Below are 25,839 nucleotides of genomic sequence, written 5' to 3'. Positions count from 1 at the left end.
CCACGGGTCGGGCTCGACGCCGCCGGAGTCAGGAAAAACCGGGGCGTAGCGGGATGTCTCCCCATTGACACCTACGCACCGGACCCATCAGGGTCCGGGGATGAGGATGAACGCGGGACCCATGCGGGCCGCGGACAAGGCCCGACAGAAGGCCTTCCGCACGGCCTTTCCCTCCCACGGCCAGCGGCCGTCCTGGGGCGGCAGGTTGTTGCGCCTGTTCGGATGGGGCCTGCTCCTGCTGGGTGCGTTCCTGGGGGTCGTCGTCATCGACGGGTGGCGTTCGTTCGGCCAGGTGCCGGACGGGGCGCGGCTGGAGCGGATGAAGCGCTCGCCGCAGTGGCTGGACGGCGGCTTCGAGAACCCGCAGCCCATCCTGAACAACTGGGAGCGGACGCTGTCGGACCTGTTCCACTCCAGCGAGGAGAGCACGCCCCGGATGCCGGTGGTGGTGGACCGCATCGACCCGAAGCGCTTCGCCACGCCTCCCGAGGACGGCTTGCGCGTCACCTGGATGGGGCACTCGTCCACGCTGGTGGAGGTGGACGGGCACCGCGTGCTCACCGACCCCATGTGGGGCGAGCGCACGTCGCCCCTGGGGTGGATTGGCCCGAAGCGCTGGTTCCCCGCGCCCATCGCGCTGGACGCGCTGCCGCCCATCGACGCGGTGGTGATTTCGCACGACCACTATGACCACCTGGACTTCGCCACCATCGAGGCGATGAAGGACTGGGACACCACGTTCGTGGTGCCGCTGGGCGTGGGCGCGCACCTGGAATACTGGGGCGTACCGGCCAAGCGCATCGTGGAGCTGGACTGGTGGGAGCGCACGAAGGTGAAGGGGTTGGACATCGTGTGCACGCCCGCGCGGCATGCGTCGGGCCGGTTCCTCCAGCAGAACAAGACGCTGTGGGCGGGCTGGGCGCTGGTGGGCTCCAAGCACCGCGTCTACTACTCCGGCGACACGGGCCTGTTCCCCGCGATGGAGGAGATTGGCGCGAAGCTGGGGCCGTTCGATTTGACGATGATTGAAACGGGGCAGTACGGCGCGGGCTGGCCGGACTGGCACCTGGGGCCGGAGCAGGCGGTGCTGGCGCACCGGCTGGTGCAGGGCCGGTTGTTCCTGCCGGTGCACTGGGGGCTGGTGACGCTGGCGTATCACGGCTGGACGGAGCCGATGGAGCGCTCGCTGGTGGCCGCGAAGCATGACGGCGTGGGCATCACCGCGCCCCGGCCCGGGCAGGACTTCCTCCCGCTGGCGCCGCCGCCCGTGGAGCGCTGGTGGCCCGACCGTCCGTGGAAGACGGCGGAGGAGGCGCCCATCGTGGCCAGCCAGATTCCGCCCAAGCTGAGGGAAGGACACCCCGCGCTGCCGCTGCTCCCGGTGCCCGCGACGGTGAGCCCGCAGGGCGCGCAGGCCACGAAGCCGGGCCCGAATTCGCAGGCCGCACCGCAAGGCGCGAACCCGACGGCCGCGAAGCCCCAGGCCGCACCGCCGAGCGTGAATCCCCCGGTGATGAACGCGCAACCCTCCGCTCCGCAAGGCGCGGGGCCGACCGCCGCGACTCCGTCGGCCGCTCCTCCGAGCGCGACGCCTCCTTCGCCAGCTCCGCAGGGCGCGGGGACGATGCCCGCTGTCCCCGCGACCGTGGCCGCTCCCATTCCCAATCCAGCGGGAGCCGCGGTCGCGACGCCGCATGAGTGACGCACGGCGGGCCGCGCTGCACGGGGCCTTCAGGGCCACGGGCTACGTGGTGCTCCCGCATCCACTCGTCGGAGACCGCAAGCACGTGCTGCGCGTGGACGCCGTGCATCCGGAGCTCGACGCGGCACTCACCGCTCACGGGTTCACCCGCTGGGCCTTCCTCACCGCGTGGAACCCCCGCGCGCACGCGCGTCCGCTCCGCACCAACGCGCGCCTCCAGCAGCGGCTGCTCGCGCTGCTTGAAGCGCAAGGCCACCCGAGCGTGTCCGCCGTGGGCGTGGCGGAGGACCGCCGCTGGTTCGAGGAGAGCCTCTTCGCCCCCGGCCTGTCCCGCGACGAGGCCGTGCGCATGGGCCGCCTGTTCGACCAGGAGGCCGTGCTCTGGGGCTCCGTGGGCGGCGCCGCGGAGCTGGTGATGTGCCGGGAGCCCGCGCGCTCCTGAGCCCGCTCCCGGTGTCGGCCACGTCACATCCGACGGACCGATACGCATTCGGAACCCGGCGCTCACTTCCACGCCACGAGACGATGCCAGGGTCCCCTGCCTCGCCGGGCCCACCCTGCCCCAGGAGCCGTCTCGATGCAGCCCTCCGCCCCCCGCACGCGTGATGCCGCGCGTCCCAGCGTCTTCCTCCTCGCCGGCGCCTTCGTCACCGGCCTGCTGCTCGCCTTCCACGGCGGCTGCGGCAACAACGAGTGCACCAATGCCTTCGACTGCCAGGAGCAGAACCCCGCGCCGGAAGGCCAGGGCTGGACCTGCGTGGACCACGTCTGCCAGGCCGTCACCTTCCCGCCCCCGGCAGGCGGTGACACCGACGCGGGCACCGGCGACACCGACGGCGGCACCACCGTCTCCGTGAAGATCATCGCCTTCAACGACTTCCACGGGCAGTTGGAGCCCGCGGCCGGCAGCGGCGGACAGATTCACCAGGCCCTGCTGCCGGACGGCGGCGTGGACACCACCAGCCGCGTGAACGCGGGCGGCGCCGTGTACCTGGGCCGCTACATCGCGGACCTGCGCGCGAAGAACCCGAACTCCATCGTGGTGTCCGCGGGTGACCTCATCGGCGCCACGCCACTGCTCTCCGCGCTCTTCCACGACGAGCCCACCATCGAGGCCATGAACGACATCGGCCTGGACATCAGCGCCGTGGGCAACCACGAGTTCGACGAGGGCGGCACGGAGCTCTTGCGCATGCAGTCCGGCGGCTGCCACCCGGTGGACGGCTGCCAGGACGGCACCGGCTTCTCCGGCGCGAAGTTCAAGATCCTCGCGGCCAACGTCGCCACCGGCCCCACCAGCACGCTTTTGCCTCGCTATGACGTGCGCACCTTCGAGGGCGTGAAGATGGCCTTCATCGGCATGACTCTGGAGGGCACGCCGAACATCGTCACCCCCACGGGCATCCGCGGCCTGGAGTTCAAGGACGAGGTGGAGACCGTCAACGCGCTCGTCCCGGAGCTGAAGGCACAGGGCGTGAACGCCATGGTCGTCATCGTGCACGAGGGCGGCACGCCCGGCCCGGACTCGCTCTACAACGAGTGCAAGGGCATCACCGGCCCCATCGTGGAGATCGCGTCGAAGCTGGACCCGGCGGTGAGCGTCATCGTCAGCGGCCACACCCACCAGGCCTACAACTGCACGCTGAGCGGCAAGCTCGTCACCAGCGCCGCGTCGGTGGGCCGGCTCGTCACGGACATCGACCTGACGCTGGACGCGGCCACGGGCCAGGTCGTGAAGGCCCAGGCCCAGAACGTCATCGTCACCCGCACCGTGACGCCCGACCCGGAGGTCAACGAGCTCATCACCCGCTACAAGGGCCTCACCACGCCGCTGGAGAACCGCGTCATCGGCTACATCGACCAGACGCTCGCGCGCGGCAACATCCAGTTGGACCCCACCGGCCAGTCCACCATGGGCTTCGTCATCGCGGACGCGCAGCTGGAGGCCACCCAGGGCCCGAACGTGGGCGCCGCCCAGATTGCCTTCATGAACCCCGGCGGCGTGCGCGCCGACCTCGTGCGCGACCCGGCCGACCCCAACGACAAGGGCGCCGTCACCTACGGCGAGGCCTTCACCGTGCAGCCCTTCGGCAACAGCCTGGTCACCCTGACGCTGACGGGCGCGCAGATCGAGCGCCTTCTGGAGCAGCAGTTCCAGCTCGCCAGCCCCCGCATCCTCCACCCCTCCGCGGGCTTCACGTATGCGTTCAGCGCGTCCGCGCCCGCGGGCTCCAAGGTGGACCCCGCCAGCATCCAGCTCAACGGCGTGGTCATCGACCCGGCCGCCAGCTACCGCGTCACCGTGAACAGCTTCCTCGCTCCTGGCGGCGACGGCTTCACCGTCCTCGCGGAGGGCACGAACCCGCTGGGCGGCGCGGTGGACGCGGACGCGCTGGAGGCGTACCTCACCGCGAAGAGCTCGGAGGCCGCGCCGCTCCAGGCCCCGGCGCTGGACCGCGTCACGCAGCTGCCGTAGCCCTCACTGGGGGCCCGAGCCGCCCGTCGCGGGGCTCGACTCGCTGGGCAGCGAGGTCCTGGGCATGGGCAGCAGGGAGGGGTTGATGTCGATGACCCGCTCCCTCGTCACGCGCTGGGCCAGCTCGTCGAAGTCCAGCTCCAGGAACTTCCCGGAGCCCTCCTCCGGGAGCGCGAAGCGGATCCGCCAGTAGTTGGGGCGGATGCGCACCGCCTGGCCCGCCTCCGCCAGCACCATGCCGTTCTGCCGGGCGTACTCCGCGCCCGCGTCGACGACATTGCGTTCCCCCAACTGGTCCTGGACCGCCTGGGAGCTGGGGGGCACGGGCAGACGTCCCGTGGGGCCGGTGGCACAACCCACACCCGCCAGGAAGGCAGGCAGCAGAGCGGCGGCGAGGAGACGGGGAAGCATGTCCAGACATTGGACACGCTTCCGTCAAGCTGCACCGTGGGGCGGCTTGCGAAGCCGCCACCCATCGGATGCCTGCCCGGAGCAGCGGCACGGGGCCTGCTCCTCCGGTCCCTGTGGGAATGGAAGTTACTTGGGCGCCGGCACGCCCGAGGCGCGCTCCACGACCTCGTCGATGAGGCCGTACTGCCGGGCCTCCTCGGCGCTCATGAAGTAGTCGCGCTCGGTGTCCTTCTCGATGCGCTCGATGGTGTGGCCCGTGTGCTTCACGAACAGGCCGTTGAGGTACGTGCGCAGGCGGAGGATCTCCTTCGCCTGGATGTCGATGTCCGTCGCCTGGCCCTGCGCGCCACCCAGCGGCTGGTGGATCATGATGCGGCTGTTGGGCAGGGCGTAGCGCTTGCCCCTGGAGCCCGCCAGCAAGAGCAGCGCGCCCGCGGAGGCCGCCTGGCCCACGCAGATGGTGGACACGGGGCATTTGACGTACTGCATCGTGTCATACATCGCGAGCGCCGCCGTGACGGAGCCACCGGGCGAGTTGATGTAGAGGTTGATGCCCTTGTCCGGGTCCTCGGACTCCAGGAACAGCAGCTGGGCGACGATGAGGTTGGCCACATCGTCGTTGATGGGCGTGCCCAGGAGGATGATGCGGTCCTTGAGCAGACGGCTGTAGAGGTCGTACGCCCGCTCGCCGCGGTGCGTGGTCTCAATGACGAAGGGGACGTTCATGGCCCCCGTACCCTAATCGTCCCCTTTCCCGCGCGCTCCTCCCTTCTTGCCGGAGCGTGCGCTGTCCCACGCTTTGACCCGAAGTGAAGTGGCCCCCCTTGTTGCCGGCGGGCAGCGTCCCAACACATCCCCCGCCGACACGCACCCACCGTCCGTGCGTCCGGCAACTCTGTTGGGGGATGTCATGCGTTGGAAGCAGTCGTTGAGCACGGTGGCCGTCTTTCTCTTCTCACTGGGCACGAGCACGGGTTGCGAGTCTGCGGCGCCCGCCTCTGGAGCCGGGCCGCTCCCCACCGAGGAGGGCCCGAAGGAGCCCCTCCCTCGGCCCGGCGATCCGCCGGTGAAAGAGGAGCCCGGCCCGGTGGCGCAGCAGCCGCCGCCGGTGAAGGAGGAGCCCGGCCCCGCGGAGGAGGAGCCCGGCCCCGCGGAGGAGGAGCCCGAGCCCGTGGAGGAGGTCATCGCCGCGCCGTTCCTGGTGAAGGACGTCACGCCCGGGCTCCTGGCCGCGCTCCCCGCCGCGCGGACGGAGGGGTTCGTCCCGCTGGGCCACCGTTGGTTCTTCAGCGTGGACGACGGCGTCCACGGCAAGGAGCTCTGGAGCACGGACGGAACGCGGGAGGGCACGGCGATGGTGACCGACCTGCTGCCCGGCGCGGAAGGCTCCAACCCCGAGTCGCTCGTGCGCATGGGAGACCGGCTCTACTTCACCGCCCGGATGCTGCCAGGCCTGTACGCGCTGTGGAGCTCGGACGGCACCGCCGAGGGCACCCGGCGGGTGACCCTGCTGGGCAGCCACGCCCAGAACGTCGCCGTGGGCGATGGCGTCTTCGTCTTCAAGGCGCGGGCCGTGGCCGGATCCGCGTGGTGGAGTGACTGGTACACCCTGTGGCGCTCGGACGGCACGCCCCGGGGGACCCATGAGCTGGGGGAGTACGGCTTCGTGGACCGGGTCACCGCGATTGCCCCGGCCTGGGAGGGCGGCTCGCTCGACTTCATCGTCCGGCGGTTCGACGGCGGTGCCGAGCTATGGCGGACGGACGGCACGGCCTATCGCACGCGACAGCTGGTGGGCATGGTGGGCCCCTGGGAGCCCACGCTCATGACCCGGGTGGGCAGCCGCTACGTCTTCTGGGCACGCGGCAGTGAGACGGGGCCCTTCACCCTGTGGAGCACGGACGGGTCGCCCGAGGGGACCGTCTCCCTGAACTCCGTGCGCTCCAGCAGCTCCACCCCGGAGCAGCCGGTGGAGCCCTTCACCGTCATCGGGAACACGGCCTACTTCCGGGCCTGGGACGCCGAGTCCGGCGAGGAGCCGTGGAAGACGGACGGCACCCCCGAGGGCACCGTCCGCATCGCGGACCTGATGCCTGGCGCCGCCAACAGCCACCCCGTGTTCACCGCCGCGTTCGCGGGCAGCGCCTGGTTCACCGCGCTCGAGGGGACGGACACCGTGCTCTTCAAGACGGACGGCACCCCGGAGGGCACCATGCGCATGACGCCCGCGGGCGCGCGGCTGGACGCCGAGGCGAAGCCCCAGGCCACGCCCTCGGGTGTCTTCTTCTCCGCCTTCAGCACCGCCGGGGGAAACCAGGTGTGGCGCACGGATGGCACCGCCAACGGCACGCTCCCGGTGAGCGCCGCGGATCCGCGGGGCCTGCCCTGGCTGACCGGCTGGAACGGGGACCGGATGCTCTTCACGTCCGCGGACGGCGTGCTCCACGCGACGCGGGCGACGCCCGGCACGACGGACACCCTGGCGCCGCTGGCCGCTGGCCAGGCGGGCTCCTTCGACGCGAGCTCCGAGGTCGTGGACGTGGACGGCACGCTCTTCTTCACCACGCCCGTCCCCCAGGGCGCCGGTCCGTCCGGACGGGCGCTGTGGCGCTCGAACGGGACGAACGGGGGAACGCAGCGGGTGGAGCTCACCTCCGAGCTGGAGCCCACGCACCTGACGCCGCTCAACGGAGGCCTGCTGTTCCTCGACGGGCGCGACCACACCTCGCTCTGGTGGGTGGACCGCGCGGGCGGTGAGTCGCGGCGGGTGGGAGACCTCGGGGGCAACGACCCCCAGCTGGTCTCCACGGGGAAGCACATCTGGTTCGTGCGCGGGCAGCATCCTGACTTGCAGGAGCTGTGGCGCACGGACGGCACGGTGGAGGGCACCCTGCGCGTGGTGGACCGCATCGGACGGGGCATCTACAGCGACATCCGGCCCGTGCTCCGGGCGGTGGGGGACACGCTCTACTTCACGACGGTCCAGAGCGTCTGGACGCCGATGAGCGACACGCTGTGGAAGTCGGACGGGACGCGCGAGGGCACGGTGCGCGTCCACTCCTTCGAGAACGCCTCCGGCTGGAATTCCATCCGGCACATCTGGCCCGCGGGCTCGCGCGTCTACTTCCATCTGATGGTGGACTCCTGGACCCATCAGGTGTGGGTCACGGAGGGAACGCCGGAGACGACGCACCTCGTGGCGGACCTGCCCTTCAACCACGTCCCCAGCCACGAAGCCGCGGCGCTGGGCGACACGCTGTTCCTGCCGCTGGGCGGCAATGTCCCGAAGCTCTGGAAGACGGACGGGCAGACCTCCGGGGTCGTGCGCGAGTTCGGCCTGGGCCCCACCACCGGGGGGCCCACGTCCCTCGTCGTCCAGAACGGCCAGCTGCTGTTCTGGGCGTCGGATGGCTCGAACGGCTACGCGCTGTGGAGGAGCGACGGCACGACGGAGGGCACGGCGCCGGTGCAGAGCGCCCCACCGACCGACGCCCCCGTCCGCGTCACGGCCCCCAGTCCCCTGGTGTCGCTGCGCCCGGGCGGGCCGCTCCTCTTCACCGCGTCTGACGGCGACGCCGGCCTGGAGCTGTGGAGGACGGACGGCACGGCCCAGGGCACGAAGCGGCTGGTGGACCTGGTCCCCGGGGTCCGGTCCTCGGCGCCCGCGCACCTGACGGTCGCGGGTGACCACCTCTTCTTCTCCGCGTGGACGCCCGAGTCCGGGCGTGAGCTGTGGGCCCTGCCGCGTCAGGCCCCCGAGGCTCCGGCTTCGCGATAGGCCCCGGATGTGGAAGTGAAGGAGGCCCCCGGTCCGGCGTGTCATCCGCGCCAGACCGGGGGCCTCCTGCGTCGCGCACGAAGCCGCCACCGTGCGCTGCCTCACGTTCGCGCGCGCATGGAGCGCCGCCCCCTTGTCGCGAGCAGCGGCCGTCCCGACACATCCCCCGTCGACACGCACTCACCGTCCCTGCGTGCGACATCGATTGCTGGGGAACATCATGCGTTTGAAGCCGTCGCGGAGTGTGCTGACCACCTTCCTCCTCACCCTGGGCGCGAGCCTCGGATGCGGGTCACCGTCCGAGCCGGAGCCCGGGCCCCCTCCAGAGGCCTCCGGGCCCCAGGAACCCGGCCCCGCGCCCCAGGAGGAACAGGAGCAGCCGGACCCGGTGACGGAGGCGGAGGCGCCGTTACCCACGCCGCTCCTGTTGAAGGACATCCTCCCCGGGGTTCCGAGCGCCCCCGAGCTGAGCCCCGCCAGCTTCGTCGCGCTGGGCGCGACCCAGTTCTTCACGATGGATGACGGCATCCATGGACCGGAGCTGTGGCGGACGGACGGAACGCCGGAAGGCACGGCGATGGTGGCGGACCTGATGCCAGGGGCGCTGGGGTCGAACCCGGCCTCGCTCATCCCGATGGGGGACCGGCTGTACTTCGTGGCCCGGACGCTGACGGACCCCTACATGCCCGCGAAGTTCAACGGCAGCGACCTGCATGGCCTGTGGCGCACGGACGGCACCGCGCAGGGCACCGAGCAGGTGGTGGCCCTGGGCGGCGCCGCGTCCTTCATCACCGAGCACCAGGGGGCCCTCTACTTCGAGGCCCCGACCGTGGGTGAGCCCCACCGCGCCCACCTCTGGCGCAGCGACGGCACCCCCGAGGGCACCCGGGAGCTGCACGAGGTCGGAGCGAAGCGGCACGCGGCCCTGACTCCGGCCTGGCTGGGGGACTCGCTCTTCTTCCGGGCCACGGGCCACGACGAGCGCCCGGAGCTGTGGAAGACGGACGGCACGCCCGAGGGCACCGTCCGCGTCGCGCGCTTCCTGGACGGCCTGGGCCCCGCCGCGCCCCAGCACCTCACCACGCTGGGCGGCAGGGTCCTCTTCTGGGCCTGGAGCGAGGGGCGGCCCTCCCCCATCCCGTGGACGTCCGACGGCACGGAGGCGGGCACCACCCCGCTGAAGGACCTCTTGATGAGCCGCGGCTACCACGCACAGCCCGAGCGCTTCGTCGTCCTGGGGAACACGGCCTTCTTCAGCGCCTGGGACGCCGAGGGCGGACAGGAGCCGTGGAAGACGGACGGCACGCCCGCGGGCACCGTCCGCGTCAAGGACCTGTGGCCGGGCCCCGAGGGCAGCAACCCCGGTGAGCTCATCGCGCGGGACGGGCGCGTCTACTTCAGCGCGACGGCGCGTGGGTACGCCCCGGGGGTGTGGCGGACGGATGGAACGGAGGAGGGGACCGTGGTGCTCGCGCCCATGTCGGGTGGGGACCCGGCGGTGCTGACGTCCTGGTCCGTGCTCCCGGACGGCTCCGGGCAGGTCATCTACAGCGACTGGTTCCAGGAGGGAGGCCACCGGGTCTGGCGCACGAACACCACCGCCTCGGGCCCGGATCCGCTCGTCCCTGCCTCGGACACCCATGAATTCAAGCTGAAGGGCTGGGGCCTGGGCCTCCAGTACTTCACGTCCACGGACGGGACGCTCTGGGCGACGGATGGCACCGCGGAGGGGACGCGCGTGCTGCGGCGCTTCTCCGCGGACCGCGAGGACGTCTACTCCTCGGAGTTCACCGAGTCCGTGGCGCTGGACGGCGCGTACTACTTCACCCGGCCGCAAAGGCTCCTCTTGAAGCCGGGGCAGGAGGGCGTCGTCCCGGTGCTCTGGCGCACGGACGGCACGCCGGAAGGAACGCGCCAGGTGAGCCGTAGGGCCCCGGGTGTCTTCGAGCAAGCGCCCACCTCCCTCACCCCGGTGAACGGCCAGCTGTTGTTCGTGGACGCGCACGACCGCAAGACGCTCTGGACCCTGGACGCCCGGACCGAGGAGGTCCGCCCGCTGACGGACCTGCCCCAGGGCGACGAAAGCCTCGCGCTCACCTCCACGGGCACGCAGGCGTGGTTCGTCCGAAAGCTGTCGACCTCCCTCCAGGAGCTGTGGCGGACGGACGGCACGCCCGAGGGCACGGTGCGCGTGGCGGCCACGCCCATGGACTCGCCTGGAGGATGGACGCCGCGGCTGCTCACGCCGGTGGGCGGGACGCTCTACTTCGCCTCGCACGATGACGTGGAGCTGCGCGACTCGCTGTGGAAGACGGACGGCACACCCGAGGGCACGGTGAAGCTCAAGTCCTTCGTGCGCGGCCCCGCCGGAGTGGAGCTGCTGGCCATCTACCCGGTGGGCTCGCGCGTGTACTTCCGGGTCCGGGCGGAGACCCACCAGCTCTGGCTCACGGACGGCACCGCCGAAAGCAGCCGCATCGTGTCCGAGCTGCCCGGGGCCGGCCTGTTCGTCCCGCGCAGGGTCGAATGGGCCGCGGTGGGTGACACGCTGTTCCTCTCGTTCGAATCCTTTGGCGGCGAGGCTCCGAGGTTGTGGAAGACGGACGGGAAGAGCTCGGGGGTCGTGCGCGCCCTGCCCCAGGCGAACGTGGCCGCGCCGCCCACGCGCCTCACCGCGAACGGGGACCACCTGCTGTTCTGGTGGACGGACGGCGCGAGCGGCTTCGAGCTCTGGAAGAGCGACGGCACGGAGGCGGGCACGGTGCCCGTGAAGGACCTGCACCCCGGCGCCGCGGGCAGCGTGGGCATCCCCGGGCCGCTGGTGCCGCTGGGCCCGAAGGGGCCGTGGGTGTTCGCGGCCTCGGACGGCGCCACGGGCGTGGAGCTGTGGCGGACGGACGGCACGGCGCGAGGAACGAAGCCGCTCGCGGACGCGCTGCCCGGCCCCATGTCCTCGTCCCCCGCGAACCTGGTGGTCGCGGGCGACAAGGTCTTCTTCTCCGCGTGGACGCCGGAGACGGGCCGCGAGCCCTGGGTGCTGCCCCTGCGCTGACGCCCGCGAAAGCCTATCGGTTCGCCGGAGCGTGTCTGTCCAAGGCTCCGTCGGATTTGATAGGGATTCCCCGCCACGCGGGCCCCGCCATCGCGGGTCCAGCGCAGAGGGGGATGCATGACGTCGAAGTCCGTGAAGATGCTGCTGACGGGTGCGCTGGTCCTGGGGACGGCCTGCGGCGAGAAGAGCACGCCGCAAGAAGGTCCCCGGGACGCGTACCCCGTCTGGGATGGACAGACGGGCGACCGTCCCGGGAAGAGGACGAGCGCGCCCCGCGACCTGATGGACCTGGGCACCACGCTCCTGTTCACCCAGGACGACGGCGTCCACGGCCGCGAGCTCTGGACGACCGACGGCTCCGCGCAGGGGACCGCGATGCTGCTGGACCTGCTGCCCGGGTTCCCGGGCTCCGAGCCGGACACCTTCACGCGCGCGGACGACGGCAGCGTCTACTTCGTGGCCCGGACGACCTACGCGCTCGACACCGTGATTCCTCGCGGCGCGGACACCTTCGCGCTGTTCCGCACCCGGGGAACCGCGGAGAGCACCACCCTGGTGCTGGCGCTGCCCCGCCGCCCGGGCTTCCTCGTCGCCGCGAGCGGCGGCGTCTACCTGTCGGCGCCGGACTTCACGGACTCCGGCGAGGACGCGGCCTCGCTCTGGTTCAGCGACGGTACGCCCGGGGGCAGCCGGAAGGTGGCGCTGCCACCCGACGCCCGCCTCTCCCTGAAGGACTCGAGCGCCGCGACGCTGGGCAACGCGGTGCTGGTCACCGCCCGGTCCTCCGTGGGGGGCTGGCAGCTGGTGAGGGCGGACGGGACGATGGAGGGGACGCGGCGGCTGGCGCTCCTGCCCCCCTATGGGAACGTGGAGACGCCCCGGCGGCTCACCCGGCTGGGCAACCAGGTGATCTTCTGGGCGCAGGCCCTGGGAGGCCTCAGCAGGGTGGTCCTCTGGCACTCGGATGGAACGGAGGACGGCACCGTCCCGTTCGCGGACGTCGCCCCGGACCGCGACCAGGACGGCTTCTTCGTGCGGGACGGCATGGCGTTCTTCAGCGGAGAGGACCCGCTGACCGGCAGCGAGCCCTGGCGGACGGATGGCACGACGCAGGGCACCACCCTCATCGCCGACATGAACCCCGGCACCGCGAGCTCCCACCCCACCGCGTTCACGCGCCAGGGCCTCTCCGTCTACTTCACCGCGCGCACGGAGGTCGGGACGCGCCTGTTCCGCACCCTCGGGGCCGGGGAGAACACGACGCGCGTGAACGTCTGGGATGACGGCGCACAGCAGACGCCGCAACCCACCGGGGGACGGATGGTCGCCACCGAGGACGCCCTGTTCTTCCTCGCCACCACGCCGGCGGACACGTCGCTCCGGCTGTGGCGCGTGGGAGCGACCACCGCCGAGGCGAAGGCCGTGTCGGCGCCGCTCGCCGTGCCCATGGGCCTGGAGATGCGGGCGCGAGGCGTCCTCTATCTCAGCAGCCTGGAGGACGGGCTCTGGACGCACAATGGAAGCACCGGCCCCGCGACCCAGGTCGCGCCGCCGTCTCCCCTGCCCGCGGACTCGTGGGATGCGCTCACGGAGGCGGTGGACCTGGGAGGCACGCTGTACTTCACCCAGCGCGACCCCACCCGGATGGACACCTGGCGGCTGTGGAAGAGCGATGGCACGGCGGAGGGAACGGTCCAGGCGAAGCCTCCCGTCACGGGCGAGGACGGCCGCGTGCGGCTGTCACCGGAGATGCTCACCGTCGTGAACGGGCAGCTCCTGTTCGCGTCCGCGGCCCCGGAGCTCGGGGTGCCCTACTCCCTCTGGCACTACGCCCCGGCGTCCGGGAGCGCCACGCGGCTCGCGTCCTCGCTGAGCCGCTGGGTCTCGTCGGGGGGCCCGGAGATGTTCACCTCCCGCCCCCTCCTCACGGAGGGCCCCGCGTACTTCCTGGTCGACTCCGGAAAGGCGGGCAGCGTCCAGCACGAGCTGTGGAAGACGGACGGGACGGAAAGGGGCACCGTGCGGCTGAAGGCCGGCCTCACCCCCTACCTCGCGACGAACCTCATGCCCGTGGGCCGGCGGCTCTTCTTCGCGGTGACCCCGAGCATGGAGAGCTCCGAGCTGTGGACCAGCGACGGCACCGAGGCGGGCACCGTGCAACTGCTGCCCCCGGAGTCCTACCGGGTCATCTTCGGAGGCGCCGCCGTGGGCGACCGCCTCTTCTTCTGGACCGGCTACCAGAGCGACCCGCTCACCCTCTGGAAGAGCGACGGCACGCCCGAGGGCACGGTGCCCCTGGGCGTCATGCCCGGCGCCCACCCGTCGCTGACGGATCCCGGCGTGGCCCTTGGGGACGCGCTCTACTTCCCCTGCGGCTTTGGCCAGGGCGCGCCCCAGCTGTGCCGGACGGACGGACAGGTCGTGAACGCGATGACGGGCACCTTCGGGCCGGAAGGCACGCCCCTGTGGCCCAGCCACCTGACGGTGCAGGACGACCACCTGCTCTTCTGGGCCGCGACCCCCACGAACGGCTACGCGCTGTGGCGCGCGGGGCCCGGGGGCGAGCCCACCCTGTTGATGCAGGCGCAAGGGGGACTCAGCGCGGTGGCGACACCGGGCCCGCTCGTGCGGAGCAGGCCCGGAGGCCCCTTCCTCTTCGCCGCGTCGGACGGCGCCTCCGGCCTGGAGCTCTGGAGGACGGACGGCACGCCCGAAGGCACGGTGCGCGCCGCGGACATCGCGCCGGGGCCCCTGTCCTCCGCGCCCGCCTGGCCCCTGGTGCCCTCGGGCGACCGCGTCTTCTTCCCGGCCTGGACGCCCACCCACGGCCGGGAGCTGTGGGCCCTGCCCATGCCGTGAGGCGAGAGGCCTAGAGGTTCCCGGTCATCTTCTCCGGGCGCACCCACTGGTCGAACTGCTCGGCGGTGACGAGCCCCAGCTCCACCGCCACCTCCTTCAGCGTCTTGCCCTGCTTGTGGGCCGTCTTGGCGATCTTCGCCGCGTTGTCGTAGCCGATGTGCGGGTTGAGCGCGGTGACGAGCATCAGGCTGCGCTGGAGGTTCTCCTGGAGGCGCGGGAGGTTGGGCTCGATGCCCACCGCGCAGTTCAGGCGGAAGCTGCGCATGCCGTCCGCGAGCAGGCGGCAGCTCTGCAGGAAGTTCTGGATGATGAGTGGCTTGAAGACGTTGAGCTCGAAGTTGCCGGACGCGCCGCCCAGGGAGATGGCCACGTCGTTGCCCATCACCTGGGCGGACAGCATGGTGAGCGCCTCGCTCTGCGTAGGGTTCACCTTGCCCGGCATGATGGAGCTGCCCGGCTCGTTCTCCGGGATGTTGATTTCACCAATGCCCGAGCGCGGCCCCGAAGACAGCCAGCGGATGTCATTGGCCACCTTGAACAGCACCGCCGCCAGGCCCTTGAGCGCGCCGTGCCCCTGCACCAGCGCGTCGTTGGCGGCCAGCGCCTCGAACTTGTTGGGCGCGGTGACGAAGGCGTGGCCGGTGAGCTTCGCGATCTCCGCCGCCACGCGCTCGGCGTAGCCCGGGGGCGCGTTGAGGCCGGTGCCCACGGCGGTGCCGCCCAGCGCCAGCTCCAGCATGTGCGGCAGGGCCGCCTCGATGTGGCCCTTCGCGCGGTCCAGCTGCGCCACGTAGCCGCTGAACTCCTGGCCCAGGGTGAGCGGCGTCGCGTCCTGCAGGTGCGTGCGGCCAATCTTCACGATGGACTGGAAGGCCTGGGACTTCTGGGCGAGCACGTCGCGCAGGGCCACCAACTCCGGCAGCACGTGCTTCACCACGGCCTCCACGGCGGCCACGTTCATCGCGGTGGGGAACACGTCGTTGGAGCTCTGGCCCTTGTTGACGTCGTCGTTGGCGTGGACCTTGCGCCCTTCGCCCCGCTCGCCGCCCAACAGCTCCGAGGCGCGGTTGGCCAGCACCTCGTTGCAGTTCATGTTCGTCTGCGTGCCGCTGCCCGTCTGCCACACCAGCAGGGGGAACTCCTCGTCATGCTGGCCGGCGAGCACCTCGTCCGCGGCCTTCACGATGGCCTGGGCCTTCTGCTGGGAGAGGGAGCCGTTCTCCTGGTTCACGAGCGCGGCGGCCTTCTTCACGAGCACCAGCGCGTGCACGAGCGCCAGCGGCATGCGCTCCGAGGAGATGGCGAAGTTCTGGCGGCTGCGCTGGGTCTGCGCGCCCCAGAGCCGGTCGGCGGGGACTTCGATGGGACCAAAGGTGTCCTTCTCGATGCGAACATTCTTCGTGCTCACGGGTGCGGCCTCCGCGCAAAAGGAACGATGTCCCGCGCGATTAACACCGCCGCGCTGGCGTGGCAGGACAGAGTGAAGGACCGGGCGTTAGTGTCACGTCGTGAGCACCGCTGGAATCATCAAGGCCCTCTTCCTCGCCCAGGAGCGAGGCACGCCCATGCGCCGCGTCCCGGAGGCACGGGCCGTGGAGCAGCACGGCTTCGAGGGCGACCGTCACCAGCGAAGGGCGGTGGGACACAAGCGTCAGCTCCTGCTCATGGACGAAGCGCAGCGCCAGTCGCTGGACGTGCCCGGAGGCGCGCTCAAGGAGAACGTGCTGGTGGAGGGTCTGCCCCTGGACGCGCTGCCGCCGGGACAGCGGCTGGCGCTGGGAGGCGAGGTGGTGGTGGAGCTGACCGAACCCTGCGTGCCCTGCTGGAAGCTGGACGCCCTGCGCCCCGGCCTGCTGAAGGACAGCTGGGGCAGAAGGGGTCAGCTCGCCCGGGTGCTGAAGGCAGGCACCGTGCACGAAGGCGACACCGTGCGCCTGCTGGACGTGAACCCGGACGCCCCGCGCATCATCCGACCCAGGCTGCCCTGAGCGGTCACCGGCTCCAGAGCCTGCCCAGGTTCAGGGGCACCGCATCGAAGGGGACAGCATTCACGGTGCCACTTCCAAGGTGGACCTCGTGCACGCGCCACTGGCCTTCCTGGAGACGGTGGATCTCCAACCCTTTCGCCAGCGGGTCGATGAACCACAGCCACTCCACGCCCGCGCGCGCATAGACGCGCATCTTCGGGCCCCGGTCCCAGCGGTAGGTGGACGGTGACAACACCTCGCAGATCCAATCCGGAGCCAGGGAGAAGACAGGGGTGTTTGGAATGCGCGGCATGCGGTCGCGGCGCCATCCCGCGAGGTCCGGCACCAGCGCATCCCCCGTCCCCGAGAAGCGCAGCTCCGGTTCATCCAGGATGACCCATCCACCGGGACCATCGCTGCCCTCGTCGAACGGCCCATCCAGCCAGCCACCGAGCTTCGTCGCCGCCCGCGCGTGGGGAGACGCCGGCCTGGGACTGACGACCAGCTCCCCTTCGATGATCTCCCCCACCTTCGTCGGCGGCACGTCCTCCAGGACGGCGTACGACACCGACTTCCCCTTCCCGCTCCCGTTTCCATCGCCCATGCGCGCAAGGATGCCCCCTACCCCTGACATCCTCAAGCCGAGGGCCGACCATGCCCGGCGCATGGAGGCAGGAAGACAGGCCCGTGCAATGCCGTCTGCCCTGAACCCGATGAAAACAAGCTTTGCTTGAATTATTCAAATCACGCCTGCCTGGGTGACGCCGCCAGGGCGGCCGTGACACACTTTTCTCAATCGTTCTCACGGCTCCTGGGGGCGCCTGAATGTCCATGCAATGGCTGGGTTTGGCGCTGGCCATCGGGGGCCAGCTTCCTCCCGACGGTGTCGCGCAGCTCCACAAGGTGGAGGGCGTGATGCCCCACCTGCGGCGTCTGGCAGAGGACCCCGAAGTGGTGCGTGCCCTTCGCGCCCAGAACGCGCGCCGCACGCCGCTCGCCACCATCCAACAGCTGGACGCGGAATGGCTGGCGACCCCGTCCCTCACGCCCCACAAGCAGCACGTGCTGGACGGCCCCTGCACGGGCGCGCTCCTCCGCCTGCGCGAGCGCCTGGGCCCGGCGATGGCGGAGGCCTTCGCCATGGATGACCAGGGCGCGCTCGTCTGCGCCAGCCGGCGCACGTCCGACTACTGGCAGGGCGACGAGGACAAGTGGCGCCTCACCTACGCCCGGGGCCGCGGCGGCCCCGCGCTGAGGGAAGCCCCCTTCTTCGACGAGTCCTCCCAGGCCTACGTCATCCAGGTGTCCCTCCCCGTCCGCGACGGCGCCCGGGTGATTGGCGCGCTCACCGTGGGCCTGTCCCTGCTCGACCTGTGACACCGACCGTCCACCCTGGGTCCTCACGCATGCGACTGCTGTCCGGATTGAAGTTGCGCGGCCGCCTCACGCTGTGGATCTGCCTGCTGCTCGCCGCGGCCCTCCTCCCCGCCGTCGGCGCCGGGGTCCACACCCTCCGCCGCAACCTGGAGCAGCAGGTGCACGGCGTCCTCCAGGTGGAGGCGGACGGCCTGCAGGACCTCATCGAAGCCTCGCTGCACGAGCGCGAAGCGAACGCCCGCGCCTGGACCGAGGACGCCATCGTGCGCGGCGCGCTCCTCTTCGACACCTATGCCAAGAGCGACGCGGTGCTCGCGTCGCTGAACGGCCGGCACACCAGCTTCGCCGCGCTGGTGCTGTTCACCCCCGACGGGCGCGCCGTCTCCGCGAGCCGGCCGGAGCTGCGCCAGGCCTTCGCCGGCCGCGAACAGGAGGTGCGCGCCGCGCCCTGGTTCCAGACCGCGCTGGAGGACCGCCTGGACGCGGGCGTCCTCACGGGCGCGCTCACGAAGAAGGACCCCTTCCTCGACCGCCCCGTGATGCCCCTGGCCCTGCCCGTGCTCAGCCCCCTCTCCGGCGCGCGGGTGGGCGTGCTGCTGGCCGCGTATGACTGGGGCCAGTTGGAGCAGGTGGTCGCGGGCGCGCTCCAGCGGGCCCAGGACCGGGGCCAGAAGAGCTTCACCCTGGAGATCCTCGCCCCGGACGGCGCCCGCCTCTTCAGCGCCCGCGCCGAGGGCACGCCGAGCCTCGCGAACCCCGTGCGGGCCGAGGTCCACAACGACGCCGCCCACCGCTTCGCCGCGGGCGAGGACTGGCGCTTCGTGGCGGCGATGGAGGCGGACGAGGCCTACCTGCCCCTGCGGCGCTTCCTGCAACTGAGCCTGCTCGCGGGGGCCCTGCTCCTGGGGCTCGCCGCCCTGGCCGCCTGGGCCCTGGCGCGAGGGGTGACGCGGCCCATCGCCACGCTGAGCGAGCTGGTGTCCCGCGTGGTGCGCGAGGGCGACCTCACCCAGAAGGTGGAGGCCCACGGCCACCAGGACGAAGTGGGCGAACTGGCCTCCGCCTTCTCCCGGATGATGGACCACCTGCGCGAGTCCACCACCAGCCTCCAGCAGGCCACCCGCGTGCTGGGGCAAACGGTGAGCGAGCTCACCGAGGCCACCGAGCAGCAGGAGCGCAACCTCATCCGGCAGGGCACCGCCATCCAGGAGACGCAGGTCACCGCGAAGGAGATTCAGCAGACCTCGCAGCTGGCCGCGGAGCGCTCGCAGGCGGTGCTCGCGCTGGTGGCGCGCGCGCGTGAAGCAGGCGGCTCCGGCCAGACGGCGCTCGGCGCCAGCCTGGACGGCTTCGAACAACTGCGCGAGCACGGCGCGCGCCTGGCGGAGGGCATCTCCTCCCTCAACGAGCGCACGCGCCAGATTGGTGGCATCACCCAGACGGTGAAGGACCTGGCGGACCAGTCCAACATGCTCGCGCTCAACGCGGCCATCGAAGCGGCGCGCTCCGGCGAGCACGGCAGGGGCTTTGGCGTGGTGGCGAGGGAGATCCGCGGCCTCGCGGACCAGTCCATCCAGGCCACCAGCCGGGTGCGCGACATCCTGGACGCCATCCGCGGCGGCATCCACGACACCGTGGCGCTGTCAGAAGAGGGCCAGCGCCGCTCCGAGGCGGGCCTGGCCCAGGTGCGCGAGAGCGGTCAGAGCCTCGCCGCGCTGACGGACATCATCCAGGACAACGCATCCGCGGCCCAGCAGATCGCCGCCGCCGTCATCCAGCAGAACGCCGGCATCGCCCAGATCTTCACCGCCGTCACGGACCTGTCCCGGATGATGGACGACACCCTCCAGGCCATGCACGGCACCCAGCGCATGACGCACGCCCTGCGCGGCGCGGCCGAGCGCATGGAGTCCGTGGCCGGCGTCTGGCGCGTCTAGCGGGACGCGCCAGCGGCCCCGTCAGACGCGCTTCTCCCAGCGAGGCGTGTCGTCGTCCACGGGCGTGTTCGCGACCTTGGACACCCAGTCCAGCGTCCCCTGCAGCGGCGCCCGGCCGTACGCCTTCGCCGGGATGAACGCCCAGAGCAGCAGGTAGAGCGCCGCGCTCATCCCCGCGGACGCGAACAGCATCAGCACGAACGCCACCCGCACCAGCGAAACGTCCACGCCCAGCTCGCGCGCCAGCGCCGAGCAGACCCCCAGGAGCGCCCGCCCCTCGCCCCGGTGCATCGGCACCGTCCGCGCACGGCAGTGCGGGCAGCGCGGCGCCTCCCCGGACAGTTCCTTCGAACAGGCCCTGCAGCGTGTCGTGACGTCCATGAGGTGACCTCCCAGTCAGGCCCCCGCTTGGCACGATGGGGGTCCCATCCCTACCTACGGACCCCACCGCCCGCGATTGCACCCGCCCTCCAATGTCGTGATTCCGGGGGGTTCTGGCCGGCTGCGTCAGTCGATTTACAGATTTAATCCAGGTGATGTTGACAGCCTTACAGGCAAGCAGCTTCTAATTCACCAAGGCTTCCCTTCCCTAGACGGGAGGGACATCTTTCAGCCCGTTGAGCCGCTTTTACAACGCATCTCGTCAGGAGCCGATATGGACGCCCGCACCTCCCAGACTCCCCCGGCCTTCGGCCCCGGCGTGACCGTGGAGGGCGCCTGGCACCCGGACTACGCGGAGGTGCTGACGCAGGAGGCCATGGCCTTCGTGGCGAAGCTGGTCCGCACCTTCGGTGAGCGGCGGGAAGCACTGCTGGAGCGGCGCAAGAAGGTGGCGCAGGGCTGGCGCAAGGGTGAGCGCCCCCACTTCCTCCCGGAGACGGCGGACATCCGGAAGGGGGACTGGAGCGTGTCCCCGGTGCCCGCGGACCTGCAGGACCGGCGCGTGGAGATCACCGGTCCGGTGGACCGCAAGATGATCATCAACGCGCTCAACTCCGGCGCCAGCGTGTTCATGGCGGACTTCGAGGACGCCAACAGCCCCACCTGGGACAACGTGGTGCGCGGCCAGCTGAACCTGCGCGACGCCGTTCGCAAGACCATCTCCTTCACGGCGGAGAACGGGAAGCACTACGCGCTGAACGAGAAGCACGCCGTGCTGTTCGTGCGCCCGCGCGGCTGGCACCTGCCGGAGCGCCACGTGCGCATCGACGGCAAGCCCATCTCCGGTTCGCTCTTCGACTTCGGCCTGTTCTTCTTCCACAACGCGCGCGAGCAGCTCAAGCGCGGCACGGGCCCCTACTTCTACCTGCCCAAGATGCAGAGCCACCTGGAGGCCCGGCTGTGGAACGACGTGTTCCAGCTGGCCCAGAAGGAGCTGGGCATCCCGAACGGCACCATCAAGGCCACGGTCCTCATCGAGACGCTGCCCGCCGCGTTCGAGATGGATGAAATCCTCTACGAGCTGCGCGAGCACTCGGCGGGTCTCAACTGCGGCCGCTGGGACTACATCTTCAGCTTCATCAAGACGCTCCAGTCCGACGCGTCCGTGGTGCTGCCCGACCGCGGGCAGGTGACCATGGACAAGGGCTTCCTCAACGCCTACTCGCAGCTGCTCATCCAGACCTGTCACCGCCGGGGCGCGCACGCCATGGGCGGCATGGCCGCCTTCATCCCCATCAAGGGGGACACCGCCGCCAACGACGCGGTGATGGCCAAGGTCCGCGCGGACAAGCAGCGGGAGGCGAAGAACGGCCACGACGGCACCTGGGTGGCGCACCCCGGCCTGGTCCCCGTGGCGAAGGAGATCTTCGACGCGCAGATGAAGGGCCCCAACCAGGTGGCCAACAAGCGCGAGGACGTGCGCATCACGGAGAGCGACCTGCTCCAGGTGCCCTCCGGCACGCGCACGGAGGAGGGCCTGCGCCACAACATCCGCGTGGGCATCCAGTACACCGCCGCGTGGCTGGGCGGCCTGGGCTGCGTGCCGCTCTACAACCTGATGGAGGACGCGGCCACGGCCGAAATCTCCCGCGCCCAGGTGTGGCAGTGGATTCACCACGAGGCCACGCTGGAGGACGGCCGCAAGGTGACGCCGGAGCTGTTCCGCGAGCTGCTCGCGGAGGAGATGGCGCGGATGGGCCGCGAGGGCGCCGTCGAGCGCTACGGCCAGGCGCACATGGAGAAGTCCCGCGCCCTCTTCGAGCAGCTGTCCACCGCGCCCGCCTTCGAGGACTTCCTCACCCTGCCGGCCTACGAGGCCCTCGACCCGCAGTCCTGACGCTCTTCAACCGCTTCCACGAAGTCTTCTCAACCCTTCACCGCAGCCCGAGGAGTCCTGGCATGTACGACGCGACGCCGACCACTTCCGATGCCTCCCCTCACGCGAAGCTCCATGCCCAGCGCTTCGAGGGAATCAAGCGCAACTACACCGAGAAGGACGTGGAGAAGCTGCGCGGCTCCATCCGCGTGAGCTACACGCTGGCGGAGCTGGGCGCCCGCCGCCTCTGGGAGCTGCTCCACACGGAGGACTACATCAACGCGCTGGGCGCGCTCACCGGCGGCCAGGCCGTGCAGATGGTGCGCGCGGGCCTCAAGGCCATCTACCTGTCCGGCTGGCAGGTCGCCGCGGACGCGAACAACGCCGGCCAGATGTACCCGGACCAGAGCCTCTACCCGGCGGACTCCGTCCCCTCCGTGGTGAAGAAGATCAACAACTCCCTGCGCCGCGCGGACCAGATCGACCACGCCGAGGGCCGCAACGACCGCTACTGGTTCGCGCCCATCATCGCGGACGCGGAGGCCGGCTTCGGCGGTCCGCTCAACGCCTATGAGCTGATGAAGGGCATGATTGAAGCGGGCGCCGCGGGCGTGCACTTCGAGGATCAGCTGGCCAGCGAGAAGAAGTGCGGCCACATGGGCGGCAAGGTGCTGGTGCCCACCAGCCACTTCGTGCGCACGCTGACCGCGGCGCGCCTGGCGGCGGACGTGATGGGCGTGCCCACGCTGCTCGTGGCCCGCACGGACGCGGACAGCGCCAAGCTGCTGATGAGCGACGCGGACGAGTACGACCACGCCTTCATCGACAAGGCGGCGGGCCGCACGGGCGAGGGCTTCTACCGCATCAAGGGCGGCCTGGAGTGCGCCATCGCGCGCGGCCTGGCCTACGCGCCGTACGCGGACCTGGTGTGGTGCGAGACCAGCACCCCGGACCTCGCGCAGGCCAAGGCCTTCGCCGAGGGCATCCGCAAGCAGTTCCCCAACAAGATGCTCGCGTACAACTGCTCGCCGTCCTTCAACTGGAAGAAGAACCTGGACGACAGCACCATCGCCAAGTTCCAGCGTGAGCTGGGCGCCATGGGCTACAAGTTCCAGTTCGTCACCCTGGCGGGCTTCCACGCGCTGAACTTCTCCATGTACGAGCTGGCCCGTCAGTACAAGGACCGCGGCATGGCGGCCTACAGCGAGATGCAGCAGTCGGAGTTCGGCGCGGAGAAGCACGGCTACACCGCCACGCGCCACCAGCGCGAGGTCGGCACCGGCTACTTCGACCAGGTCGCCGAGGTGATCTCCGGCGGCAGCGCCAGCACCCTGGCCCTGCACGAGTCCACCGAGGCCCACCAGTTCTAGGCCCGGCGGATCATCCCTGCGCCTGAAGAGGCGCTGAAGGCCGCGGCGTCCCGGGGGAAATTCCCTGGGATTTCGCGGCCTTCGCCGTTCGTTGGGCGAATCAGGCAACTTCCCCGGCGTCGGGGCGATAATGCAGGGAACGAACTTGAAGCCCCACAGGCACGCCTCCGGGTGTGCCGTGCAGACCGGGGCCTTTTGACGGGAGCCGCCATGAACCGCATCACGTCTCTCTCCGGTCCTCGGGTGCAGCCGGCCACGACGAACACCCCCTCCTCCGTGTCGGGCAGCCGCTTCGGCTCGCTGATGTCGGGCGCGGCCGCGCAGCCCAAGGTGGGCGCGCAGGTGACGGGGGGTTCGGTGGTGTCGTCGGCGCTGGCGCAGATGGGGGCCACGCCGCACGGCGGGCTGCTGAACGCCTACACCGCGGGCGCCACCTCCACGCCCATCAACGTCTCGGGCAACCAGCCCCAGCAGCAGCAGGCCGCGGCCTCGCAGACGGGCGCGGAGCCCAAGAGCGAGGAGATGCAGGCCATCGAGGACCTGGCCATCATGTCGTCGGTGTCCATGTCCCAGTCCATCCTGCACATGGGCGGCATGAAGCTGGACCTGGAGCGCGAGTAGTCCCCTCGCCCCAGGCCGTCCTTCACAGCCTTGATTTCAAGAAGCCCTGGGGGAGACCTCAGGGCTTTTTCTTGTCGCTGTCGTCGCTGTACTGGTCGCGGATGCCGGCGTGCCGGTGCCGCGTGTCGTTCCAGGGCTTGTCCACGTCGGAGCGCTGGCCGCCGTTCTGCCCGGTGACGTCGTTGAGTTCTTCGGAGCGCCCTTCCGCGGGCACCCGGTCGCCGTCCTCGTCCGGATCCTTCTGCTTGCTGGGGTCCAGCGGGATGCCGGCGCTCTTCTTGAGGTATTCGTCCTTGGGGTCCATGCCGTCATTCCTCCCTTGAGCCCTCAAGGTGGTGACGGAGTGCCGGACCGGGAGCGGCCGGGCGGCCAGGGGGACGGCTCCTCAGTTGAGGTACTGCGGCTTCCTGGCGACGTCCGGGGGCTGGGCCTTCATCATCTCCAGGCCCTGGCGGGTGAGCACGAAGCGGACGACGCCGGAGCCGCGCTCGGTCTCGATTTCAGCCTCGAAGGCGGGCCCGGCGATGCCGCCCAGGGACACGTCCTTGCGCAGGTTGCTCACGCGGCCGGAGAGCAGATCGCCGCCCACCTCGCGTGAGCCCTCGCCGCGCGTGTACAGCTCGAAGGCGGCCTCGTGCAGCGTCATGGCCAGCGCCGGAGTGAGGGGCTGGGAGCTGAAGAGCACGGAGATGAGGAGCCAGTAGGGCGTCTGTTCAGCCATCGCTGGAGTGTAACGGGTGCGGCTAGCGGGCGCGCGGCTGTCTGCGAGCGGCGATGGCCTCCGCGAGCACGCCCTGCGCCCTCCAGTGGCCATACAGGCGGCCCTGGGACGCGAGGAAATCCAGCCGCTGCTGGGTGCGCGCGTCCAGGCGGCCGGGGGCCGCGTCGCGGTAGGGCGTGCCGGGCAGCGGCATGAAGGTGTGGCCGTGCACGCGGGCGCCCAGGTCGGACAGCCGCTGCATGAGGTCCAGCGTGGCGTCCACGTCCGCGGGCTCCTCCCCGGGCAGGCCCAGGATGAAGTCCACGTTGGGCACGAAGCCGCCCTCCACGGCGAGCCGCGCGGCGCGCACCACGGTCTCCACGTCGTGGCCGCGCCGGGTGGCCTGGAGGATGCGCTCGGAGCCGGACTGCCCGCCGATGATGAGGTTGTCGTTGGCCACGTAGCGCTTGAGCAGCGCCAGGGACTCCGGCGTGACGTGCTCCGGGCGCACCTCCGAGGGGAAGGTGCCGTAGTAGATGCGCCCGTCCGGGGCCATGGCCTCCGTCACCGCGGCGAGCAGTTCCTCCACGGCGGCCAGGTTCACGGCCTCGTCGGGGGTGCCGTAGGACAGGGACGTGGGGGTGATGAAGCGCAGGTCGCGCCGGCCCGCGCGGCGCAGCTCGCGAGCCCAGTGGGCGATGTTGGCGACGGTGCGGTGCCGGAAGCGCGCCTTGGACATGAAGGGCGTCTGGCAGAAGCGGCAGGCGTAGATGCAGCCGCGGGTGATCTCGATGGCGCCGAACTTCACGTGCTTCGCGGCGAACGGAGGGAAGTCGTCCAGGCGCACGCCCTCGCCGTGGCCGTGCTGCACGAGCTTGCCGTCCCGGAGGTGCGCGGTGCCGTGCGTGGTGCGCGGGTCCTCACCCTCGAGGACGCGGGCCAGGAGGGCGCGCAGGGTGTGCTCGCCCTCGCCCACGGCGACGAGGTCGAAGCCGGCCTGGAGCGTCTGGAGTGTTTCAGCGGTGGCGTGCACGCCGCCCGCGATGCAGAGGACGTCGCGGCCCTCCAGCCGTTCGCGCACCCAGTGGAGTTCCTCCACGGAGGGGCCGAAGCTGGCGGAGTAGAAGGACCACGCGGCGACGACGGTGTCGCCCGCGTCCACGCGCTCGCGCACGGTGGTCAGCAGGTCCTCGCGGTTGCGAGGGAAATGCAGGGACACGTCCGAGAGCGCGGGGTCCGCCTCCACGGCGCCAGCGAGCACGGTGAAGGCGTACTTGCCGGGGTACTGGTAGCTCAGGACGAGCGAGACCTTGCGAGGCGGCTGCGACATGA

General features: G+C 71.0%; 20 protein-coding genes. 12 read left to right on the top strand and 8 right to left on the bottom strand.

All coding sequences use genetic code 11. The annotated features are described in order from the left end of the window. Positions 1 to 106 precede the first annotated feature (106 nt). From JYJ93_RS08440 to JYJ93_RS08430, 3 genes are all read left to right on the top strand, one after another. A complete protein-coding gene (locus JYJ93_RS08440) occupies positions 107 to 1,702 on the top strand; it encodes an MBL fold metallo-hydrolase (RefSeq protein ID WP_277989459.1) in 1,596 nt (531 codons plus the stop codon). Then, positions 1,695 to 2,144, top strand: a complete 450-nt coding sequence (locus JYJ93_RS08435) for a DUF3293 domain-containing protein (protein ID WP_206787784.1) — start codon at positions 1,695 to 1,697, stop codon at positions 2,142 to 2,144. The genes JYJ93_RS08440 and JYJ93_RS08435 overlap by 8 nt, the downstream gene beginning before the upstream one ends. 135 nt (positions 2,145 to 2,279) lie before the next feature. Next, positions 2,280 to 4,178: a bifunctional metallophosphatase/5'-nucleotidase gene (locus JYJ93_RS08430; RefSeq protein ID WP_206787783.1), complete on the top strand. Its 1,899-nt coding sequence runs from the start codon at positions 2,280 to 2,282 to the stop codon at positions 4,176 to 4,178. A 3-nt stretch (positions 4,179 to 4,181) separates the two neighbouring features. Here the strand turns inward: JYJ93_RS08430 and JYJ93_RS08425 are convergent, their stop codons facing one another. Both JYJ93_RS08425 and clpP read right to left on the bottom strand, forming a co-directional pair. Next, a complete protein-coding gene (locus tag JYJ93_RS08425) occupies positions 4,182 to 4,589 on the bottom strand; it encodes a hypothetical protein (protein WP_206787782.1) in 408 nt (135 codons plus the stop codon). A gap of 126 nt (positions 4,590 to 4,715) precedes the next feature. Continuing rightward, the gene (gene clpP, locus JYJ93_RS08420; protein WP_206787781.1) at positions 4,716 to 5,315 is read right to left on the bottom strand and encodes an ATP-dependent Clp endopeptidase proteolytic subunit ClpP; all 600 of its coding nucleotides are present in this window, start codon (positions 5,313 to 5,315) and stop codon (positions 4,716 to 4,718) included. 184 nt (positions 5,316 to 5,499) lie between these two features. Here clpP and JYJ93_RS08415 point away from each other — a divergent pair, with 184 nt between their 5' ends. The 3 genes from JYJ93_RS08415 (at position 5,500) to JYJ93_RS08405 (ending at position 14,278) form a co-directional block, all read left to right on the top strand. Continuing rightward, positions 5,500 to 8,367 (top strand): ELWxxDGT repeat protein, encoded by a 2,868-nt coding sequence (locus JYJ93_RS08415; protein ID WP_206787780.1) that lies wholly within the window; start codon positions 5,500 to 5,502, stop codon positions 8,365 to 8,367. A gap of 220 nt (positions 8,368 to 8,587) precedes the next feature. After that, positions 8,588 to 11,419: an ELWxxDGT repeat protein gene (locus JYJ93_RS08410; RefSeq protein WP_206787779.1), complete on the top strand. Its 2,832-nt coding sequence runs from the start codon at positions 8,588 to 8,590 to the stop codon at positions 11,417 to 11,419. Between the two features lie 117 nt (positions 11,420 to 11,536). Continuing rightward, the gene (locus JYJ93_RS08405; RefSeq protein WP_206787778.1) at positions 11,537 to 14,278 is read left to right on the top strand and encodes a hypothetical protein; all 2,742 of its coding nucleotides are present in this window, start codon (positions 11,537 to 11,539) and stop codon (positions 14,276 to 14,278) included. 10 nt (positions 14,279 to 14,288) lie between these two features. Here the strand turns inward: JYJ93_RS08405 and fumC are convergent, their stop codons facing one another. Beyond that, positions 14,289 to 15,686 carry a class II fumarate hydratase gene (fumC, locus tag JYJ93_RS08400; protein ID WP_206787777.1) on the bottom strand — a complete coding sequence of 466 codons (1,398 nt, stop codon included), beginning with the start codon at positions 15,684 to 15,686 and terminating at the stop codon, positions 14,289 to 14,291. 100 nt (positions 15,687 to 15,786) lie between these two features. Between fumC and JYJ93_RS08395 the strand changes: the two genes are divergently transcribed. Continuing rightward, positions 15,787 to 16,266 (top strand): MOSC domain-containing protein, encoded by a 480-nt coding sequence (locus JYJ93_RS08395; RefSeq protein WP_269012816.1) that lies wholly within the window; start codon positions 15,787 to 15,789, stop codon positions 16,264 to 16,266. 4 nt (positions 16,267 to 16,270) lie between these two features. On the opposite strand, the gene JYJ93_RS08390 is transcribed toward JYJ93_RS08395, so the two are convergent. After that, a complete protein-coding gene (locus JYJ93_RS08390) occupies positions 16,271 to 16,813 on the bottom strand; it encodes a Uma2 family endonuclease (RefSeq protein ID WP_330166756.1) in 543 nt (180 codons plus the stop codon). 257 nt (positions 16,814 to 17,070) lie between these two features. On the opposite strand from JYJ93_RS08390, the gene JYJ93_RS08385 reads away from it, so the two are divergent. Next, positions 17,071 to 17,622 carry a PDC sensor domain-containing protein gene (locus tag JYJ93_RS08385; protein ID WP_206787773.1) on the top strand — a complete coding sequence of 184 codons (552 nt, stop codon included), beginning with the start codon at positions 17,071 to 17,073 and terminating at the stop codon, positions 17,620 to 17,622. A 29-nt stretch (positions 17,623 to 17,651) separates the two neighbouring features. Further along, complete coding sequence (locus JYJ93_RS08380; RefSeq protein ID WP_206787771.1) at positions 17,652 to 19,559, top strand: methyl-accepting chemotaxis protein; 1,908 nt, start codon at positions 17,652 to 17,654, stop codon at positions 19,557 to 19,559. A gap of 21 nt (positions 19,560 to 19,580) precedes the next feature. Here JYJ93_RS08380 and JYJ93_RS08375 read toward each other — a convergent pair whose 3' ends face one another. Continuing rightward, positions 19,581 to 19,940 carry a PspC domain-containing protein gene (locus JYJ93_RS08375; protein WP_206787770.1) on the bottom strand — a complete coding sequence of 120 codons (360 nt, stop codon included), beginning with the start codon at positions 19,938 to 19,940 and terminating at the stop codon, positions 19,581 to 19,583. A 274-nt stretch (positions 19,941 to 20,214) separates the two neighbouring features. On the opposite strand from JYJ93_RS08375, the gene aceB reads away from it, so the two are divergent. The 3 genes from aceB to JYJ93_RS08360 all read left to right on the top strand — a co-directional run bounded on the left by aceB (position 20,215) and on the right by JYJ93_RS08360 (position 23,807). Further along, entirely contained in the window at positions 20,215 to 21,837 is a 1,623-nt protein-coding gene (gene aceB / locus JYJ93_RS08370; RefSeq protein WP_206787769.1) for a malate synthase A, read from the top strand. A gap of 62 nt (positions 21,838 to 21,899) precedes the next feature. Beyond that, positions 21,900 to 23,186, top strand: a complete 1,287-nt coding sequence (aceA, locus tag JYJ93_RS08365; protein ID WP_206787768.1) for an isocitrate lyase — start codon at positions 21,900 to 21,902, stop codon at positions 23,184 to 23,186. 210 nt (positions 23,187 to 23,396) lie between these two features. Further along, positions 23,397 to 23,807 carry a hypothetical protein gene (locus tag JYJ93_RS08360; RefSeq protein WP_206787767.1) on the top strand — a complete coding sequence of 137 codons (411 nt, stop codon included), beginning with the start codon at positions 23,397 to 23,399 and terminating at the stop codon, positions 23,805 to 23,807. 58 nt (positions 23,808 to 23,865) lie between these two features. On the opposite strand, the gene JYJ93_RS08355 is transcribed toward JYJ93_RS08360, so the two are convergent. From JYJ93_RS08355 to JYJ93_RS08345, 3 genes are all read right to left on the bottom strand, one after another. Then, positions 23,866 to 24,111 (bottom strand): hypothetical protein, encoded by a 246-nt coding sequence (locus JYJ93_RS08355; protein ID WP_206787766.1) that lies wholly within the window; start codon positions 24,109 to 24,111, stop codon positions 23,866 to 23,868. Between the two features lie 81 nt (positions 24,112 to 24,192). Further along, positions 24,193 to 24,528: a hypothetical protein gene (locus JYJ93_RS08350; protein ID WP_206787765.1), complete on the bottom strand. Its 336-nt coding sequence runs from the start codon at positions 24,526 to 24,528 to the stop codon at positions 24,193 to 24,195. A 22-nt stretch (positions 24,529 to 24,550) separates the two neighbouring features. Continuing rightward, the gene (locus JYJ93_RS08345) at positions 24,551 to 25,837 is read right to left on the bottom strand and encodes a TIGR04013 family B12-binding domain/radical SAM domain-containing protein (protein ID WP_206787764.1); all 1,287 of its coding nucleotides are present in this window, start codon (positions 25,835 to 25,837) and stop codon (positions 24,551 to 24,553) included. Between the last annotated feature and the right edge of the window lie 2 nt (positions 25,838 to 25,839).

This window comes from Corallococcus sp. NCSPR001, assembly GCF_017309135.1.
GTDB lineage: Bacteria > Myxococcota > Myxococcia > Myxococcales > Myxococcaceae > Corallococcus.
The sequence above is the reverse complement of the archived record's forward strand: the minus strand, read 5'-3'. Positions and strand labels throughout refer to the sequence as shown.